Annotated in this window: 17 protein-coding genes; 6 read left to right on the top strand and 11 right to left on the bottom strand. The window is 72.3% G+C overall.

Annotation, left to right across the window (positions count from 1 at the left end; genetic code table 11):
- Window positions 1-199 precede the first annotated feature (199 nt).
- The gene (locus AC2RP6_RS09265; RefSeq protein ID WP_486445771.1) at window positions 200-1,450 is read left to right on the top strand and encodes an FAD-dependent oxidoreductase; all 1,251 of its coding nucleotides are present in this window, start codon (window positions 200-202) and stop codon (window positions 1,448-1,450) included.
- A gap of 37 nt (window positions 1,451-1,487) precedes the next feature.
- Here AC2RP6_RS09265 and AC2RP6_RS09260 read toward each other — a convergent pair whose 3' ends face one another.
- A complete protein-coding gene (locus AC2RP6_RS09260; protein WP_486445770.1) occupies window positions 1,488-2,561 on the bottom strand; it encodes an ATP-dependent DNA ligase in 1,074 nt (357 codons plus the stop codon).
- Between the two features lie 75 nt (window positions 2,562-2,636).
- Here AC2RP6_RS09260 and ligD point away from each other — a divergent pair, with 75 nt between their 5' ends.
- A complete protein-coding gene (ligD, locus tag AC2RP6_RS09255) occupies window positions 2,637-3,674 on the top strand; it encodes a non-homologous end-joining DNA ligase (protein ID WP_486445769.1) in 1,038 nt (345 codons plus the stop codon).
- Between the two features lie 98 nt (window positions 3,675-3,772).
- Entirely contained in the window at window positions 3,773-4,024 is a 252-nt protein-coding gene (locus AC2RP6_RS09250; RefSeq protein ID WP_486445768.1) for a WhiB family transcriptional regulator, read from the top strand.
- Window position 4,025: 1 nt separating this feature from the next.
- Here the strand turns inward: AC2RP6_RS09250 and AC2RP6_RS09245 are convergent, their stop codons facing one another.
- From AC2RP6_RS09245 to ssgD, 7 genes are all read right to left on the bottom strand, one after another.
- Window positions 4,026-4,442, bottom strand: a complete 417-nt coding sequence (locus tag AC2RP6_RS09245) for a hypothetical protein (protein ID WP_486445767.1) — start codon at window positions 4,440-4,442, stop codon at window positions 4,026-4,028.
- Window positions 4,443-4,597: 155 nt separating this feature from the next.
- A complete protein-coding gene (locus AC2RP6_RS09240) occupies window positions 4,598-5,218 on the bottom strand; it encodes a hypothetical protein (RefSeq protein ID WP_486445766.1) in 621 nt (206 codons plus the stop codon).
- A complete protein-coding gene (locus tag AC2RP6_RS09235) occupies window positions 5,215-6,351 on the bottom strand; it encodes a hypothetical protein (protein WP_486445765.1) in 1,137 nt (378 codons plus the stop codon). Before AC2RP6_RS09235 ends, AC2RP6_RS09240 begins: the two co-directional genes overlap by 4 nt.
- A complete protein-coding gene (locus AC2RP6_RS09230; RefSeq protein WP_486445764.1) occupies window positions 6,344-6,646 on the bottom strand; it encodes a hypothetical protein in 303 nt (100 codons plus the stop codon). The genes AC2RP6_RS09235 and AC2RP6_RS09230 overlap by 8 nt, the downstream gene beginning before the upstream one ends.
- 94 nt (window positions 6,647-6,740) lie before the next feature.
- The gene (locus AC2RP6_RS09225) at window positions 6,741-7,712 is read right to left on the bottom strand and encodes an acyl-ACP desaturase (RefSeq protein ID WP_486445763.1); all 972 of its coding nucleotides are present in this window, start codon (window positions 7,710-7,712) and stop codon (window positions 6,741-6,743) included.
- Between the two features lie 237 nt (window positions 7,713-7,949).
- A complete protein-coding gene (locus AC2RP6_RS09220; RefSeq protein ID WP_486445762.1) occupies window positions 7,950-9,590 on the bottom strand; it encodes an ABC-F family ATP-binding cassette domain-containing protein in 1,641 nt (546 codons plus the stop codon).
- Between the two features lie 249 nt (window positions 9,591-9,839).
- Window positions 9,840-10,256 carry a spore wall synthesis regulator SsgD gene (gene ssgD, locus AC2RP6_RS09215; protein WP_030825709.1) on the bottom strand — a complete coding sequence of 139 codons (417 nt, stop codon included), beginning with the start codon at window positions 10,254-10,256 and terminating at the stop codon, window positions 9,840-9,842.
- Between the two features lie 329 nt (window positions 10,257-10,585).
- On the opposite strand from ssgD, the gene AC2RP6_RS09210 reads away from it, so the two are divergent.
- Window positions 10,586-11,743, top strand: coding sequence for a WD40/YVTN/BNR-like repeat-containing protein (locus tag AC2RP6_RS09210; protein WP_486445761.1), 1,158 nt, complete (start codon window positions 10,586-10,588; stop codon window positions 11,741-11,743).
- Window positions 11,744-11,820: 77 nt separating this feature from the next.
- Here the strand turns inward: AC2RP6_RS09210 and AC2RP6_RS09205 are convergent, their stop codons facing one another.
- Entirely contained in the window at window positions 11,821-12,120 is a 300-nt protein-coding gene (locus AC2RP6_RS09205; protein ID WP_486450269.1) for a YciI family protein, read from the bottom strand.
- A 25-nt stretch (window positions 12,121-12,145) separates the two neighbouring features.
- On the opposite strand from AC2RP6_RS09205, the gene AC2RP6_RS09200 reads away from it, so the two are divergent.
- A complete protein-coding gene (locus tag AC2RP6_RS09200; RefSeq protein WP_486445760.1) occupies window positions 12,146-12,823 on the top strand; it encodes an endonuclease V in 678 nt (225 codons plus the stop codon).
- A gap of 46 nt (window positions 12,824-12,869) precedes the next feature.
- Here the strand turns inward: AC2RP6_RS09200 and AC2RP6_RS09195 are convergent, their stop codons facing one another.
- Window positions 12,870-14,069 carry a saccharopine dehydrogenase family protein gene (locus AC2RP6_RS09195; protein WP_486445759.1) on the bottom strand — a complete coding sequence of 400 codons (1,200 nt, stop codon included), beginning with the start codon at window positions 14,067-14,069 and terminating at the stop codon, window positions 12,870-12,872.
- A 165-nt stretch (window positions 14,070-14,234) separates the two neighbouring features.
- Complete coding sequence (locus AC2RP6_RS09190; protein WP_486445758.1) at window positions 14,235-15,842, bottom strand: PKD domain-containing protein; 1,608 nt, start codon at window positions 15,840-15,842, stop codon at window positions 14,235-14,237.
- A 353-nt stretch (window positions 15,843-16,195) separates the two neighbouring features.
- On the opposite strand from AC2RP6_RS09190, the gene AC2RP6_RS09185 reads away from it, so the two are divergent.
- Window positions 16,196-17,347 (top strand): CaiB/BaiF CoA transferase family protein, encoded by a 1,152-nt coding sequence (locus AC2RP6_RS09185; protein WP_486445757.1) that lies wholly within the window; start codon window positions 16,196-16,198, stop codon window positions 17,345-17,347.
- Window position 17,348 lies beyond the last annotated feature (1 nt).

Here is a 17,348-nt window from a genome sequence, read left to right as displayed (position 1 = left end):
CGTCGTACGGTCCAACGGGGTCCAACGGTTCGGGGGGACGCTCCATGGCACATGTGCTGGTCATCGGTGGGGGGATCGGCGGCCTCGCCACCGCCCTCCTCGCGGCGCGGCGAGGACACACGGCGGACTCTTCGAGCGTGACACGCGCGCCCCCGGTTCCGCGCTCGACCGCGACTTCTTCGGCTGGCGGCGGCCGACCGTGCCACAGGCGGCCCAGCCGCACGCGCTGCTGGGAGCCGCCCGCACCGTCCTGCGGGACGAGCTGCCCGACGTCTACGCGGAGATGCTCCGCCTCGGCGCCAGGGAGCGGCACGAGCTGGACTGGTTCGAGGTGCGGCCGCCCCGGCTGCCGGGCGACGAGGACCTCGTCATGCTGCAGGCGCGCCGCATCGTCATGGAGAGCGCGCTGGCCACGGCGCTGCGCGAGGAGCCCGGCGCGGTCCTCCGCCACGGGGAACCGGTCACCGGGCTCACCACCGCGCCACGGGACGGGGACGACCCCGCAGCCGTGGTCCATGTGACGGGAGTGACCACCGAGGCGGGCGGCTACCGGGGTGACCTCGTCGTGGACGCCGGCGGCCGCCGCGGAGGCATCGAACGCAGGCTCGGCGCGGCGGGCTCCCGGCCGCCCGTCGTGGAACGGCACCGCACGGGGCTCGCGTACTTCTGCCGCTGGTACCGGCTGCCCGCCGGGACGGACGAGGGGCCGCGGCGGCCCTGGGCGGTGACCGGCGGCGCCTTCGCCGGGTGCGCCGTCTTCCCGGCCGACAACCGGGTCTTCGCCGTGACGCTGTTCGTACACACCGCGGACACCACGCGGTCGGCGCTGCGCGATCCCGCGCTCTTCGAGCGGGCGGCACGCTCCTTCCCACCCGGTGAGGCCTGGCTGGCGCTCGGCGCCGAGCCGCTGTCGGGCGTACTGGCCACGGCGGGCCTCGACAACCGCTGGAGCGCGCTCGTGGACGAACGGGGGCCGGTGGTGACCGGGCTGGTGCCGGTGGGCGACTCGATCACGCACACCAACCCGACCCTGGGGCAGGGCACCTCGCTCGCCCTCTGGGCGGCGCTCAGGGTGGCCCGTACGGCGCACCGGGACCCGGGGGCCGAACGCTTCGCCGTGGAGCACCACGAGTGGGCGGTACGGACCCTGAAGCCGTGGTTCGACTTCCAGGTGGTCGCCGACGCGGCCATCGGGGAGCGCTTCGCGACACGGGCGAGCCGTACGGGGACGGCGCGCGAGGTGGCCGCGCTGTTCGACTGCGCCCTGGAGGACCCCGTCGTGATGCGGGCCCGGGCCCGGGTGCGGCACCTGGCGGATCCGCCGGAGCGGGCGTACGCGGACCCGGAGATCCGGGCCCGGGTGGCACGCTGGCTGGCGGCCCGGCCGGACTACGCGCCGAACGACGTGGGGCCGGACCGGGAGGAGTGGGAGAAGCTGACGGCGGGCTGAGACGGCCGTCCCGGTCCCTGCCCCTCCTTCCCGGGCTTCAGCCGGCCGGGGGCGGACCCAGCACCTCGGCGAGGTCGTAGCCGACGACCTCCTCCAGCTGGGCGTAGGTGCAACTCTCCGGAGTCCGGTCGGGCCGCCAGCGCCGGAACTGGGCGGTGTGCCGGAAGCGGTCCCCCTCCATGTGGTCGTAGGCGACCTCGACGACGCGCTCCGGGCGCAACGGCACCCAGGAGAGGTCCTTCTTGCCGGTCCAGCGGCTCTGCGCGCCGGGGAGCCGGGCGCTCTCGTGCGCCGACTCCTCGGCCCAGGCCGCCCACGGATGCCCGCTCGGGTCCGGCATCCGCAGGGGCGCGAGCTCGTCCACCAGCTCGGCCCGGCGCTTCATGGGAAAGGCGGCGCAGACGCCCACGTGCTGGAGCGTGCCCTGCGCGTCGTGGAGACCGAGCAGGAGCGATCCGACAATCGGACCGCTCTTGTGGAAACGGAAACCGGCGACGACGACATCGGCGGTACGTTCGTGCTTGATCTTGTACATGAGGCGGGCATCGGGCCGGTAGGGGAGATCGAGCGGTTTGGCGATCACTCCGTCGAGCCCGGCGCCCTCGAACCGCTCGAACCACTCCTGCGCGAGCGCGGGATCGGTGGTCGCGGGCGCGAGATGCACGGGGGGCCGAGCGGTGGACAGGGACGTGACCAGGGCGCTACGGCGGTCGGTGAGCGGGGCGTCGAGGAGCGCCTCGTCGTCGAGGGCGAGCAGGTCGAAGGCGACGAAGCTGGCAGGGGTCGTCTCGGCCAGCAGGTTCACCCGGGACTGCGCGGGATGGATCCGCTCGGTCAGCCGGTCGAAGTCCAGCCGCCCGCCCTGGACGATCACGATCTCGCCGTCGACGACGCAGCGGCCGGGCAGATTCGCCCTGAGGGCCTCCACCAGCTCGGGAAAATACCTGGTGAGCGACTTACCCGTGCGGCTGCCGATCTCGACCTCGTCGCCGTCGCGATGCACGACCGCCCGGAAGCCGTCCCACTTGGCCTCGTACTGCATGCCGGGCGGGATCTTCGCCACTGACTTGGCGAGCATCGGCTTGACCGGCGGCATCACTGGGAGATCCATGGCATCGATTCTGCGGTGGTACGTCCGGACCCGCCCGGTATGCGCCCGCAGTCCGGCCCGCCTACCGTGGCGCACATGGGTGCTGCTGGCAATGCGATCGAGCTGGAGGCGGCCGGGCGGACGGTACGGCTGTCCAGCCCGGACAAGGTCTACTTCCCGGAACGGGGCCTCACCAAGCGGCACGTCGCCGAGTACTACCTGGCGGTCGCGGACGGCATCGTCCGTGCCCTCCGGGACCGGCCGACGACCCTGGAGCGTTACCCCGAGGGGGTGGAGGGCGAGTCCTTCTTCCAGAAACGGGCCCCGAAGAACCTCCCCGACTGGATCCCGACCGCCCACATCGCCTTCCCCAGTGGCCGTACGGCCGACGAGATCTGCCCGACCGAGCCGGCCGCCGTCCTCTGGGCCGCCAACCTGGGCTGCCTCACCTTCCACCCCTGGCCGGTCCGCCGCGAGGACACCGACCGGCCCGACGAACTGCGCATCGACCTGGACCCGCAGCCGGGCACCGACTACCACCACGCGGTGGCCGCCGCCCACCAACTGCGCGCCCTGCTGGAAGAGCTGGGCCTGCGCGGCTGGCCCAAGACCTCCGGTGGCCGGGGCCTGCACGTCTTCGTCCCGATCGAGCCGCGCTGGACCTTCACCGAGGTACGGCGCTGCGCCATCGCCCTCGGCCGGGAACTGGAGCACCGCATGCCGGGCAAGGTCACGACGGCCTGGTGGAAGGAGGAGCGCGGCGAGCGGATCTTCGTCGACTACAACCAGACGGCGCGCGACCGCACGATCGCCTCCGCCTACTCGGTCCGCCCGCGCCCGCACGCCCCCGTGTCCGCGCCCCTGCGCTGGGACGAGGTGGACGACGCCGAGCCGCGGGACTTCGACATCGTGACGATGCCGGCCCGCTTCGCGCAACTGGGTGACGTGCACGCGGACATGGACGACCACGCCTTCACGCTGGACTCCGTGCTGGACCTCGCGGAGCGCCAGGAACACGACCACGGCCTGGGCGACATGCCGTACCCCCCGGACTACCCGAAGATGCCGGGCGAACCGAAGCGCGTCCAGCCGAGCCGCGCCAAGCACGAGCACGAGGGCGAGCACGAGGACTGAGTTGTCAGTGGCGGATGCGATGCTCTGGGGGCGGCGGCGTACGCCATGTTGATCAGGCGTATAGCGGACGTCCATCGCCGCTGACCAGGATCAGCGCCATGTCTATCAACACCTCAACCGCAGCCACCGACAGCGTCGCCTGGTACGAACTCGCCCTGTGCGCCCAGACCGGCCCGGGCTTCTTCTTCCCCGAGCCGGGATCCTCCTTGCGCGATGCGAAGCGGCTGTGCGGGGCGTGCGAGGGGCGGGTGGCGTGCCTGGAGTACGCCCTGGCCAACGACGAGCGTTTCGGGGTCTGGGGCGGCCTCTCGGAGTCGGAGCGCCTCGCACTGCGCCCCGGCCGCCGCTGACTCAGGTCCGCGTCGCCTTCCCACTGGCACGGACCAGCCCCACCCGCCGCGCGAGGTCGAACCCCTCGCCACCGCACTCCTCGCGCCGCGCCGCGTGCGGCACGACCCGCACGGGGTAATGCCCCCCGACGGGCGAAACGACCCCCCCGAACCGAGGGTCCCCCGCGAACCAGATCCGGTCGGGGTGGTCGTTCTCCAACTGCGCGAGCGCGACGGGGAACGGAAGGATCCGCAGCGTGGCCGTGAAGTCCTCCCGGAAGGGGATCACGATCGTCGCGGGGTTCCCGGTCACGTACCGAGGATGCCGGCACGGGCACTCCTGCCACGGGTAGGCCTGCAGCACGGCTTTGACTCGATGCCGCCGGAAGTAGGCGATGATCACCCACGGCAGAAAGGTTGCCGCGCCGATCGTGATCATAAGGAAGACCGCTGTGGCTTCACGGAGGCTTCCGAGCAGGAGACATGCTTGTGCAAGGAGGAAGGGCGCACCGAGGCCGCACAACCAGAGCGACCGGCGGGTCACCAGTCGCCTGTACCCGTTGACCGTCTCAGGGTGGTCCCACGCGGAGAGCTTCACTGCAGTACCTCCAGGATGCGCGAGGTACCGGATGGGGCAACACGACGGGGTTCAGGGTCAGTGAAGCTGACAGTGTGGACGATCGCTTCGATGATGTCGGTGTAGCCCGCCTCCTCGTGGAGCGCCGCACTGGTCAGGTCGAGGACAACAACGTGCCGCCCATCCCCATGGGCTGTGACGGCTCTGGCCTGAAACAGTCGCTGGCCAGTCCCTGGGAGTGTGATGGTCCCAGCGATCAGGTAGCACGGGAGCGCCGATGCCAGCTCTACGTGCCTGCGGACCGAGCTGGTCCACAGGGAGGAATTCGCGATGGCGAGCGCCGCACGCACCACGCTCGGGTTGGGATCGCCCCCTTCGGCAGCTCGGATCATCAAGGAGAAGAGTGACGTGCACACGCCGGTGGGTTCATCGGGGTGCAGTCCGAGCGCAGTATGCACAACACGATGACCGGCGAGTTCCGCCAGCCCGTCCATGAGCCGCCCGAGGGCGGTGCGTGTGGCGGGCCCGCCGAAGGCGGATGCGATGCCGTCAAGGACCGCCCGGTCGTTCGGTGAGACATCATGGAATCCGGGAGGTAGCCGGAACCATACCGGCGGTGACGCAGCGTCGGCGGTCATGGCCTGACCGCCGTCCAGGCGAGCTTGGACTTCGCGAAGGCCGAAGGAGAGTCGTCCACAACGCCTCGGACGCCGTCCGCGGCGGTCGAGGCGTGGTCGATCGTCTCGCTCTCAGGACCGTAATCCAGCACGGCCGTGGTGAATCCGGCGGCGGGGCCCACCATGTTGACCGCATTTCTCGTGGCGGAGTTCGTCGTATCGCGCAGTGCCCAGGTGGCGAGAGGGCTCTCCACTTCTTGGATGGCCAGACCGGTCGACCAAGTAGTGCTGCGGAAGGCCGACGCTCCTGCCCCGAGGCCGGTCAAGGCACTGGCCTCAGGCGCTGCCGCCATGGCGGCGCGGGCGGCCGCCGTACCCGCTTTGGCGCCGGAAGCCACCGCCGCCACTCCTGGTACCGCTCCGACGGCGTCCCCGAGAAGTGTCACGCTGCTTTTCCAGAAGTCCGCGTCGAACTGACCCTTGGTGAAGCCGTCCGTCAGGGACTTCCGGAATTTCGGGTCGGAAGCGTGCATAGTCAGAGCTGCCAGACTCAGGCCCCCGGCGACCAGCATGATCGCGAGGCCCGCCGGGGGGAAGAACAGGGCCACGCCGGCGCCGATCGCGCCCAGGACGGCCGAGGCGTTGGAGAGGGCGTCGGCCGGGTCTTCGGTGATCTTGTGCCAGATGGAGGCGAGGAGGCCCGGTTCCTTGGGGGCCAGTTTGTCCGTCGCGGCGTCGAGCGTGGCGGCCACGCGGCGGGCCGCCGCCGCGTGTTCGGCGGCCAGTTCGCGGGCCAGGCGGCGGACGTCGGCGAGGGCCTCCTCCGTTTTCGCCGCCGCGGCCAGGCCCTCGTAGCGGGCGGCCAGTTCGCGGTGGGCGACCAGCGTGTCGTGCCACCCCGTGAGCCGGCGGGCGGCCTCCGCCAGGGAGGTGTGGGCCGACGCCAGGTAGCGGGGGAGGTCCTGGGAGAGGGAGGCGCGGAACGCGGTCGCCGCCTCGCCCTGCCAGGACGAGCTGTGGGAGACCAGGTCCGTCACAACCCGCGAGGCCTCGCCGAGGGACTTCGCCGACGCGCCGAGCGTCCTGGTCAGCGCCAGGACGGCGGCGGGGTTCCCGGGGGCCGGGTCGAAGCCCAGCGCGGCGTGCTCAGCCATGCGTCGCCGCCGCCCGCAGGAAGGCCGCGCGGACGGCCTCCTCCAGCTCCGCGTACTGCGCGGCGCTGCGGTCCACGCCCTCCCGTACGGCCTTGACCCGTTTCGTCAGCTCACGTGTGCCGTAGGCCCACCGTTCCTGGAAGCCGTCGCACGCCGCATCGAGGTCCGCCGTGCCCAGCTGGTCGGGCCGTACGTGGTCCAGTGACCGGCGGGCCTCCCGCAGGGAGCTCAGCGAGGAGTCCAGGGCGCGGGTCAAGCGGGTCAGCTGGTCGATGTCCACCTGCAGTGACGTCATGACGCGAAACCCTGGCAGAGCAGTGCTCCGCCAGGGCAATCGGCGTCACCCGCCCGAGCGGGCGGAATCCGGTCAGGTCAGCCCTTGCGGGCGGTCAGCCCTTGCGGGCCGCGAGCCGCGCCGCGCGGGCGGCCAGACGCTCGTCGAACTTCTTGGCCTCCGAGTCGAGCCCGTTCATGAACATCCCGAGCTCGTCCTGGGCCTTCTGGCCCTCCGGACCGAGGTCGGCGATCTCCATGACCTTGAGGAAGCGCAGCACCGGGGCCAGTACGTCGTCGTGGTGGATCCGCAGGTTGTAGACCCCGCCGATGGCCATCTGCGCGGCCATGCGCTCGAAGCCGGGCATGCCGTGTCCGGGCATCCGGAAGTTGACGACGACGTCCCGCACCGCCTGCATGGTCAGGTCCGGGGCGATCTCGAAGGCCGCGCCCAGCAGATTGCGGTAGAAGATCATGTGCAGGTTCTCGTCCTGCGCGATGCGCGCCAGCATGCGGTCGCAGACCGGGTCACCGGACTGGTGGCCGGTGTTGCGGTGCGAGATGCGCGTGGCGAGCTCCTGGAAGGCCACGTACGCCACCGAGTGCAGCATCGAGTGGCGGTTGTCGGACTCGAAGCCCTCCGACATGTGCTGCATCCGGAACGCTTCCAGCTTGTCCGGGTCCACGGCGCGCGAGGCGAGGAGGTAGTCGCGCATCACGATGCCGTGGCGGCCCTCCTCGGCCGTCCAGCGGTGCACCCAGGTGCCCCAGGCGCCGTTGCGGCCGAAGAGCGTCGCGATCTCGTGGTGGTAGCTGGGCAGGTTGTCCTCGGTCAGCAGGTTCACGACCAGCGCGATCTTGCCGATGTCGGTGACCTTGGACTGCTCCGGGTCCCAGGCCTCGCCGTCCTCGAAGAAGCCCGGGAAGTTCCGGCCGTCGCTCCACGGGACGTACTCGTGGGGCATCCAGTCCTTGGTGACCTTCAGGTGGCGGTTGAGTTCCTTCTCGACCACCTCTTCCAGCGCGTACAGCAGCTTGGCGTCGGTCCACGCCTCCGAGCTGCCGAGGTGGGGAGAGGTGATCGTCACGGGTACTCCTGGGTGCAAAGCGAACTACCTACGGTTCCGTAGCCTACGGAGTCGTAGGTTAAGCGCGACATCAAGGCCAGCCAAGCCCCAGGTGTCCCTATGCCCGGTTACGTCCCGTTATTTATGCAGTTTGAGAGGGCCCAGAAGGGGCAGGGGCGGGGCAAATTCACGCCAGTCAGGGTCGCCGCCGCCCCCTTGGCGGCCGCCCGGCGGCCGTCAAGGGGTGCCCTCCGGCGGTCACCCGTGCCAGAGCGTGTCCCGGACCTCCTCGGCCGTGGTCGGGCGGAGCTCGCCGTCCAGCAGCAGCCAGCGAGTGATGCCGATCGACTCCAGGAACGGCACGTCGTGGCTGGCCACCACGAGTGCGCCCTGGTAGGACTCCAGGGCGTCCGTCAGCTGGCGCACGCTCGCCAGGTCGAGATTGTTCGTGGGTTCGTCCAGCATGAGCAGCTGCGGGGCGGGCTCCGCCAGCAGCAGGGCCGCCAGCGCCGCCCGGAACCGCTCGCCGCCCGACAGGGTGCCGGCCGGCCGGTCCGCCCGCCCGCCCCGGAAGAGGAAGTGGGCCAGGCGGGCCCGGATCTCGTTGTTCGTGGCGTGCGGGGCGAACCGCGCCACGTTCTCCACGACCGAGCTGTCCTCGTCCAGCACGTCCAGCCGCTGCGGCAGGAACCGCGTGGCGACATGGGTCACCGCGGTCCCCGACTCGGGAGCGAGCTGCCCCGCGATCGTGCGCAGCAGCGTGGTCTTCCCCGAGCCGTTGCGGCCCACCAGGGCGATCCGCTCCGGCCCCCGCAGCTCCCACTCGCCCGGTACGGCGGCCCCGTGCGGCAGGCGCAGATCGCCGAGGGTCAGGACGCGCCGCCCCGGCGGGACCAGGGTGGCGGGCAGCTGGATGCGGATCTCGGCGTCGTCGCGGACCGCCTCGACCGCCTGGTCCAGCCGCTCCTTGGCCTGGGCCAGCTTCTCGGTGTGCATGATCCGGTGCTTGCCGGCCGATTCCTGCGCCGCGCGCTTGCGCGCCCCCATCACGATCTTCGGCTCGCGCTTGTTCTCGAACATCTTCTGGCCGTACCGCTTGCGGCGGGCCAGTTTGACCTGTGCGTCGGCCAGTTCGCGCTTCTGCCGCTGTACGTCGGCCTCCGCGACCCGGACCATCCGCTCGGCCGCCTCCTGCTCGGCGGCGAGCATGTCCTCGTAGTCGCTGAAGTTCCCTCCGTACCAGCGGACTTCGCCGTCGCGCAGGTCGGCGATCTGGTCGACCCGCTCCAGCAGCTCCCGGTCGTGGCTGACCAGGAGCATCACCCCGGACCAGGACTCGACGGCCGCGTAGAGGCGGCCCCGGGCGCGCAGGTCGAGGTTGTTGGTGGGCTCGTCCAGCAGCAGGACGTCGGGCCGGGCCAGCAGCAGCGAGGCCAGGCGCAGCAGGACGGACTCACCGCCCGAGAGTTCACCGACGGTGCGGTCCAGGCCGATCCGGCCGAGACCGAGCTGGTCGAGCGTGGCCAGGGCCCGCTCCTCCACGTCCCAGTCGTCACCGACGGCGGCGAAGTTCGCCTCGGTGGCCTCGCCCGCCTCGATGGCGTGCAGGGCGGCCCGGGCGGTACGGATGCCGAGTGCCTCGTCCACGCGCAGCGCGGTGTCGAGGGTGACGTTCTGGGGGAGGTGGCCGACCGAGCCGGCGACGGACGACTGGCCCTCGGACGGCTTCAGTTCGCCGGCGATCAGCTTCAACAGGGTGGACTTGCCACTCCCGTTGAGGCCGATCAGGCCGGTGCGGCCGGGGCCGACGGCGAGGTGGAACCCGTCGAACACGGGAGTGCCGTCGGGCCAGTCGAAGGACAGGGCGGAGCAGGTGATGAACGCGGGGGTGTGACTCATGGAGGCCTCCAGGTTGCGTGAGTGTGCGTGCAACGCGGGGAGACAGCCGACGCTCGGTCAGCGACCGTGACGGTGATGCGTGATCACGGTGATGGTGACGGTCGCGGGTTGCGCGGTGGTCGCGGTGGTCGCGGCGGTCGGTGTCTCGGACCTCAGAAGAGCAACGTCCTGCTCCGTTCGACGGCAATGGGGCGTCTTCGAAGCTACGGGCGGCGCCTGCCGCCCGCAAACGAATTATCGCGGGCGGTCTCAGCAGGTGTCGCGCATCAGCTCGGCGAGGCTGTGGTCCATGTCGAGGTAGAGGTGCTCCAGGCCGGGCGGGACGACGGTCGCCGCCCGCTCCAGGAACCGGTGCAGCTCGGCCGTCAGCATCAGCACGATCGCGACCCCCTCCACCGCGTGGAACTCGATCGTGGTCCGGTCCCCGTCGTACGGCCGCACGCGCACGTCGCCGCAGCCGGACGGCCGGTCCAGGCCGGATTCCAGCAGCTCCCGGGAGAAGGTCCAGGAGACCTCGACGCCCTCCAGCGTGGCCGGTGCGGGGAAGGCCATGCGCACGGCGAAGGGATCCGCCCGGTCGTAACACAGGGTGACGGGAACGCTCTCGACCTTCGGCGCGGTGGCGACCAGACGGGCCTGCGCGGCCTGCTCGATGACAGTGATCAAGGCTCACTCCCTTGCGGCGGATCTGCTGCCGGACTGTGGGGTGGGGCCCGGCAACCCGATAGACGCGGGAATCGGCGAATCCGTGCATGGGCGTTTGAGTGAGCTGTGTCACCGACTGGCCTGAACCCGCCTGTGTGATCGCACAGAGTGACCGGGCGGCGGAAGTGCCCTAAGGCGGGCCGGTGCGCCGCGCGGTGGCGGGAGGCGGTGCAGAAGGGCCGGTTGTCGCTCACTCCATCGGCGCAACGCCCGCCCTGACGCCCTCTGGACGGAGGCTCCGGGGTGCGTTACCTTCCGGCGCCATGAGGCTTCTGGATGGTGGAATTGGCATGTCCGTGGCAATCCTGGCGGCCGGGGTGCTCGCGGCTCCCGCGCACGCCGCCCCCGGTCCCGCCGCCCCCGGTCCCCCTGCCGGTCCCGCCGCCCCCGGTCCCGCTGCCGGTCCCGCCGTCCCCGGTCCCGCCGCCCGCCCCGGCGTGGCGCAGGGACCCGGCCAGGACGTACGGAAGGCCGGCTGGTCCCTGAAGGAGACCGGGAAGACCGCCCGCTTCCGGGGACTCTCCGCCGTCAGCCGCAGCACCGCCTGGGTCGCCGGGTCCAAGGGCACCGTCCTGCGCACTCTCGACGGCGGCCGCAGCTGGCAGGACGTCTCACCGCCCGGCGCGGTCGCGGAGGAACTCGAACTGCGCGACATCGAGGCGTTCGACGCCCGCCGCGCGGTGGCCCTGTCCATCGGCGAGGGCGAGGCCTCCAGGGTGCTGCGCACCGAAGACGGCGGCGCCACCTGGACCGAGACCTTCCGCAACCCCGACCCGCGCGCCTTCTACGACTGCCTCACGTTCTTCGACTCCCGGCACGGGCTGGCCATGAGCGATCCGGTGGACGGGAAGTTCCGCATCCTGTCCACGGACGACGGCGGCCGCCACTGGCGGGTGCTGCCCACCGCGGGCATGCCCGAGGCGCTGCCGGGCGAGGCGGGCTTCGCGGCCGGCGGCCAGTGCCTGGTCAGCGCCGGCCCGCGCGACGCCTGGCTGGCCACCGGAGGCGGGGCGAGCGCACGGGTCCTGCACTCGGCGGACCGGGGACGTACCTGGCGGGTGGCCGAATCCACCGTTCCGGCGGGCGACCCGGCGCGCGGGGTCTTCGCCCTCGCCTTCCGGGACCGTACGACGGGCCTCGCCGTGGGCGGTGACCACCGCGCCGGGGAAGCCTCCCCGCAGGCCGCCGCGGTGAGTTCGGACGGAGGGCGCAGCTGGCGCACCGCCACGACACCGCCGACGGCCTACCGGTCCGGCGCGGCCTGGTACCCGTACGGCGCGGGGACGGCCCTCGCGGTCGGGCCGACGGGCACCGACGTGACCACGGACGGGGGCCGCAACTGGCGGCCGCTGGACGCCGGGTCCTTCGACACGGTCGACTGCGCGCCCGACACGGGCTGCTGGGCGGCGGGGGAGGAGGGCCGGGTGGCCCGGCTGGAACGCCGCTGACCGGCGGCGTCCCCCAGGTTCCGGACGCCCGGGTTCCGCCCGCCCGGTTCCGCACGCCCGGTTCTGGACGACCGGTTCTAGACGACCGGGCTCTCCCGTACCGTCGCCAGGTCCGCCGACGTCTTCGAAGCGATGAACTCCGTGATGCGGTAGGCGCAGACGCCCGCCGCGGTGAAGGGGTCCTCGGCCGCGATCCTCTCGATCTCGGCCCGGGACACCCCCGCGGCCAGGATGATGCCCCCTTCACGCGGCACCTTGCGTCCCGACGCCAGGAAGACGCCGGAGGCGTAATAGCCGTCCAGCCAGGCGAGATGGGCGTCCAGCACGTCCTCGACGTCCTCGAGGGGCGCGGTGTAGGTGAGCTCCATGACGAACATGATCGCCAGGCTACCCTCGCTGGTCATGACGAGTGTGAAGACCCCCGCCGACGAAGCAGAGGCCCGGGCGGTGCAGGACGAACTGCGCCACCGCGTCGTCCTCACCGAGCCCGGGCCCCCGCCCGGCCACGGGTACGTGACCGGGGTGGACGTCGCCTACGACGACACCCGCGACCTGGTCGCCGCCGCGGCCGTGGTGCTCGACGCCGCCACCCTGGAGGTCGTCGAGGAGGCCACCGCCGTCGGGCACGTCAGCTTCCCCTACGTGCCCGGGCTGCTCGCCTTCCGCGAACTGCCGACCGTACTGGCCGCCCTCGACGCCCTGGCCGCCCCGCCGGGCCTCGTGGTCTGCGACGGCTACGGGCTCGCCCACCCCCGCGGCTTCGGCCTCGCCTGCCACCTCGGCGTGGTGACGGGGCTGCCGGCCATCGGCGTCGCGAAGAACCCGTTCACCTTCACCTACGAGGAACCGGGCACCCGGCGCGGCGACGCCGCCCCGCTGCTCACGGCCGACGGGGCCGAGGTCGGCCGGGCCCTGCGGACGCAGGACGGGACGAAGCCGGTGTACGTGTCCGTCGGGCACAGGGTGTCGCTCGACAACGCCTGTGCCCACGTCCTGGCCCTGAGCCCGCGCTTCCGCATACCCGAGACCACCCGCCACGCCGACTCCCTGTGCCGCAGGGCACTGCGCGAGGCCTCCTGAGCACGTCAGCCCGTCAGCCCGTCGGCCCGTCAGCCCCGTCGGCCCGTCAGCGGGCGTCCGCCACCCGGAAGGTGATCCCCGCCTTCTGGAGGCGGTGGGTCAGGGCGTCGCCCATCGCCACGGCCGTCGTGACCTGGCCGGCCGCTTCCGGCAGGGCGTCGTGGGCGAGGCAGAGCGCCGACTCCGCGAGCATCTTCGCGGTCTCCCCGTAGCCGGGGTCGCCGCCCGACACCTCGGTGAGCACGCGCCGGCCGCCGCCCTCACCCACGAACCGCACGGTGAACCAGCTGCGCGCGCGCCGCTCCGCGTCCGGTCCCCGGCCCGGTTCCCAGCGGTTCATCAGCCACCGCCGGGCCGGCGGGACCTGCGCCAGGACGGCCGTCGCGCCCACCGCCGCCGTACCGCCCACCGCGACGGGCAGGTGCTTGACGGAGGCGTAGTGCCGGTAGCGGAAGTCCGGGCCGTAGCGCTCCAGCGCGGCCGCCGACCGCGCCACGATCCGCGGGTCCAGCGACGGCAGCGGCAGGGCCCACGTGCCGGTCTCGCGGCTGAACCGCGGCACGCCCAGCGGCCCGCGGGCCCGGCGCCCCAGCAGCCGCGGCTCGTGCAGGCGGCGGGCGCGCCCGGCCGACAGGGTCTGCGGGCCGCGGCCCAGCGCGGTCAGCGCCGAGGCCAGGGTCCCGCCGGAGAAGAAGGCGTTGGACCGCATGAACCCGTCGACCGTCAGCGGGACGCCCTCGGGCAGCTGCCGGACCGTGAAGTACGCGCCGAGGTCGGCCGGGATCGAGTCGAAGCCGCAGGCGTGCACCAGCCGGGCACCGGTCTCGCGGGCCCGCGCGTCGTGCTCCACGTACATCCGGTCCACGAACTCCGGCTCGCCGGTGAGGTCCACGTAGTCGGTGCCCGCCTCGGTGCAGGCGGCCACGAGCGCGGCCCCGTACCAGACGTACGGGCCCACGGTCGTGGCCAGCACCCGGGTGGACGCGGCCAGTTCGCGTACGGCCGCGGCGTCCTCGGCGTCGGCCCGCAGCAGCGGCAGGGTCGCGCACGCGGGGTCGATGGCCGCCAGCCGCTCGCGCAGCCGCTCCAGCTTCGCCGGGTCCCGGCCGGCGAGGGCCCAGCGGCAGCCGGCGGGCGCGTGCTCGGCCAGGTACTCGGCGGTCAGGGCGCCGACGAACCCGGTGGCGCCGAAGAGGACGACGTCGTAGGGGCGTTCCGGTCGGTCCTGCGGGACCCCTGCGTTCATGAGAGCTCCTCCGAGTGGGTGTCGGTGGCCGAGGCTAGCGCGGGACCCCGCCGTCCGCGCGGGCAGGTGGCCGGCGCGTGCCGGGACGTCCGCCGACGACGACGGCGCCCCGGGCGCGGCCGTGCGGCCGCGCCCGGGGCGCCGTGCGGTTCACCTGCCGGTGGATCAGCCCTGCTGGTAGAGGCCGAAGAGGTCGACGATCAGGTCGACGTCGTCCCAGCCGCGGTTCCAGAGGTCGATGATGCCGTTGCCGCCGGTGCTCGCCTGGACCAGGTTCGGGACGGTGTCGCCCTTCTTCCAGTTCAGGTTGGAGGAGTTCGGCGGCGTCGGCCAGAGCGCCGACTCGTTGATGTAGTCGTCGATCGTGTTGGGGTCCGGGGTGACCGTGAGGTACCCGTCGCCCTCCGCATTGGTGACCGTGGAGTTCAGCACGAAGCCCGTGATGCTCGGGTCGTCGTAGGACATGGGCATGTAGATGTAGTTCTGGCCCCAGAGCTTCCCGTAGACCGGGTCGTTGGGGTCACGGGTGTCGACCAGGCGCTCCGGCGAGAGCGGCAGGAAGGCGCTCGCGCTGTCCTTGCTGTAGTAGCCGACGACGTCGACGACGACGTCGGTGCCCGCCCAGGCGCCGTTGAAGACGCTGATCCTGCCGTCCTGGCCCACGGGGACGATCACCGAGTTGGCGACCGTCTGGCCCGCGGTGAAGTTCAGGTTCGACGCGGTCGGGGTGGCGCCGCCGCCCGGGAAGACCGACAGGTGGCCGGCTTCCCTCGGGTTGGTGACCGTCACGTTCAGCGCGACGGCGCTGATGCCCTGGGGCACCCCGCGCAGGCCGCTGATCTGGGTGGAGAAGGTCTTGCGGCCGCCGAGCTGGCCCTTCGCCGTGCCGAGGCCCTCGCGGGTGTCGACGAACCGGGAGGGGGTGACCGGCGTGTAACCGCTGGACTCGGTCTTGGAGAAGTAGCCGGTGACGTCGGCGATCAGGTCGACCGGCGCGCCGCCGCGGTTGGCTATCTCCACGTAGCCGTTCTTGCCGACCGGCACGATGACCAGGTTCGGAACGGTCTGACCGGCCTTGTAGTTGACGTTCGACGTGGTCGGACGCTGGGTGCCCTCGGGGAAGGCGGTGATGTGGCCGTCGGTGGAGGTGTTGGTGACGGTGACGTTGAGGACCACGGCGGTGACGCCGGCCGGGATCGCGCCGTTGCCGCCGATCTTCACGCGGGTCGAGCTGTACGGCTGGACCATGCCCAGCGGCGCGCCGGTCCCGTTGCGGGTGTCCAGCAGACGGGTCGGGGCGTAGGGGGTGAAGTCCGAGCCGTCGGTGACGAACGTGACCTCGTTGACGGCCGAGACGTTGTTCGCGGCGTCGGCCACGGTGACCTTGACCTTGTACGAGCCGACCTCGGCGTAGACGTGGGCCGTGGTCCGGCTGTCGGAGCCGTAGGCGTCGAAGACGTCCTTCTTGCCGTCGCCCCACTCGATCGTGACCTTGAGCGCGGTGTCCGCGCTGGTGACGGCGGTTTCCACCTCGGTCCCGTGCGCGGTGGTGCCGTAGGCCGTCAGGCCGACCGCGAGGGTCGGGTTGCCGGCCGCGGCCTGGGCCTGCGGAGCGGCGGCCGCACCGGTCTTCGCGGCCGGGGCGGCGGTGCGGACCGAGCGGTCCGCGGGGCTGGTGAACGTGTGGCCCTTGGCCTTGGCGTCCTTGCCCAGCTCCAGATCCGGCTTGGTGGTACCACGCGCGTCCGGCTTGGCCGGGTCGGCGTGGGCCACGCCCGGGATGAGACCAACGCCCGCCGCGATGGCGGCAGCGGAGATTACAAGACGGCGACGACGCACCGGTCCCCCATTTATCTGATTGAACGCTTGATCAGCTCGAAAGCGAGTTCAGAGTACAGAGTCCCGGAGCGATCCATCAGGGGGGTGGCACCCGGGTCCCGGCGCCGTCCCGAGGCGCCGGATCCGCCAAAGCCGGCCGATCCCGCCGGAGCCCGGCCAGGGGGCTTGTGCTCGGTGGAACACGTTCCTAGCATCACCGGTGTTACATCAGTTGTGTCACACAGTCGCACGCCAGGCACACGAGGCACACCACCCGCACCACCCACACCACAGACGCTGGGGGCTCGATGGCAGTGACAGGCAACGGGACGGGGACGGCCGCCGGCCGCGGCCCGCTCGCCGGAGTGCGCGTCGTCGAGCTGGCCGGCATCGGCCCGGGCCCCTTCGCCGCCATGCTCCTCGCCGACCTGGGGGCGGACGTCGTACGGGTGGACCGGCCCGGCGGCGGCGGACTCGCCGTCGACCCCGCCTACGACATCACCAACCGCGGCAAGCGCTCCGTCCTGGTCGACCTCAAGTCCGCCGACGGGCCCGCCCGCGTCCTGGACCTCGTCGAGCGCGCCGACGTCCTCGTCGAGGGCTTCCGTCCCGGGGTCGCCGAGCGGCTCGGCGTCGGCCCGGCCGAGTGCCACGCCCGCAACCCGCGCCTCGTCTACGGGCGGATGACCGGCTGGGGCCAGGAGGGCCCGCTCGCGCACACCGCGGGCCACGACATCGCCTACATCGCCGTCACCGGCGCCCTCGGCATGATCGGCAGCCCGGGAGAGCCCCCGGCGGTCCCCGCCAACCTCGTCGGGGACTACGCGGGCGGCTCGCTCTACCTGGTGATCGGCGTCCTCGCCGCCCTCCAGCACGCCCGGGCCACCGGCACCGGCCAGGTCGTCGACGCGGCCATCGTCGACGGCACCGCCCACCTCACCGCCATGATCCACGGAATGATGGCGGCGGGCGGCTGGCAGGACCGCCGCGGCGCGAACCTCCTCGACGGAGGCTGCCCCTTCTACGGCACCTACGAGACCGCCGACGGCGGACACATGGCGGTCGGAGCGCTGGAACAGCAGTTCTACGACACCTTCGTGGAGCTCCTCGGCATCGCGGACCGGGCTCCGGCCCGCAAGGACGTCGGCCGCTGGGGCCAGCTGCGCGAGGCCGTCGCGGCCCGCTTCCGCACCCGTACCCGCGAGGAGTGGACGGCGGTGTTCGAGGGGACCGACGCCTGCGTGGCGCCCGTGCTGTCCCTGCGCGAGGCCCCCGGCCACCCCCACCTCGCCGCCCGGGGGACCTTCACCGACTCCGGCGGGATCGTGCAGCCCGCACCCGCCCCGCGGTTCTCCGCGACCCCGGCGTCCGTCACCGGCGGCCCGGCCCTGCCGGGCGCCCACACCGAGTCGGTGGCCGCCGACTGGGACGTACCGGCCCTGCTCGGAAAGGACGCCTGAC

The organism is Streptomyces sp. WAC03905 (genome assembly GCF_057371075.1).
Note: the sequence above shows the minus strand (reverse complement) of the source record. Positions and strands in the feature narration are given on the sequence as shown.

Coding starts and splice junctions, on each gene's coding strand:
- AC2RP6_RS09250 (WP_486445768.1), top strand. CDS start 3,773: ATGTCTATCAACACCTCAACCGCAGCCACCGACAGCGTCGCCTGGTAC.
- AC2RP6_RS09185 (WP_486445757.1), top strand. CDS start 16,196: ATGGCAGTGACAGGCAACGGGACGGGGACGGCCGCCGGCCGCGGCCCG.
- AC2RP6_RS09210 (WP_486445761.1), top strand. CDS start 10,586: ATGTCCGTGGCAATCCTGGCGGCCGGGGTGCTCGCGGCTCCCGCGCAC.
- AC2RP6_RS09230 (WP_486445764.1), bottom strand. CDS start 6,646: ATGACGTCACTGCAGGTGGACATCGACCAGCTGACCCGCTTGACCCGC.
- AC2RP6_RS09260 (WP_486445770.1), bottom strand. CDS start 2,561: ATGGATCTCCCAGTGATGCCGCCGGTCAAGCCGATGCTCGCCAAGTCA.
- AC2RP6_RS09195 (WP_486445759.1), bottom strand. CDS start 14,069: ATGAACGCAGGGGTCCCGCAGGACCGACCGGAACGCCCCTACGACGTC.
- ligD (WP_486445769.1), top strand. CDS start 2,637: ATGGGTGCTGCTGGCAATGCGATCGAGCTGGAGGCGGCCGGGCGGACG.
- AC2RP6_RS09220 (WP_486445762.1), bottom strand. CDS start 9,590: ATGAGTCACACCCCCGCGTTCATCACCTGCTCCGCCCTGTCCTTCGAC.
- AC2RP6_RS09200 (WP_486445760.1), top strand. CDS start 12,146: ATGACGAGTGTGAAGACCCCCGCCGACGAAGCAGAGGCCCGGGCGGTG.
- AC2RP6_RS09205 (WP_486450269.1), bottom strand. CDS start 12,120: ATGTTCGTCATGGAGCTCACCTACACCGCGCCCCTCGAGGACGTCGAG.
- AC2RP6_RS09240 (WP_486445766.1), bottom strand. CDS start 5,218: ATGACCGCCGACGCTGCGTCACCGCCGGTATGGTTCCGGCTACCTCCC.
- AC2RP6_RS09235 (WP_486445765.1), bottom strand. CDS start 6,351: ATGGCTGAGCACGCCGCGCTGGGCTTCGACCCGGCCCCCGGGAACCCC.
- AC2RP6_RS09245 (WP_486445767.1), bottom strand. CDS start 4,442: ATGATCACGATCGGCGCGGCAACCTTTCTGCCGTGGGTGATCATCGCC.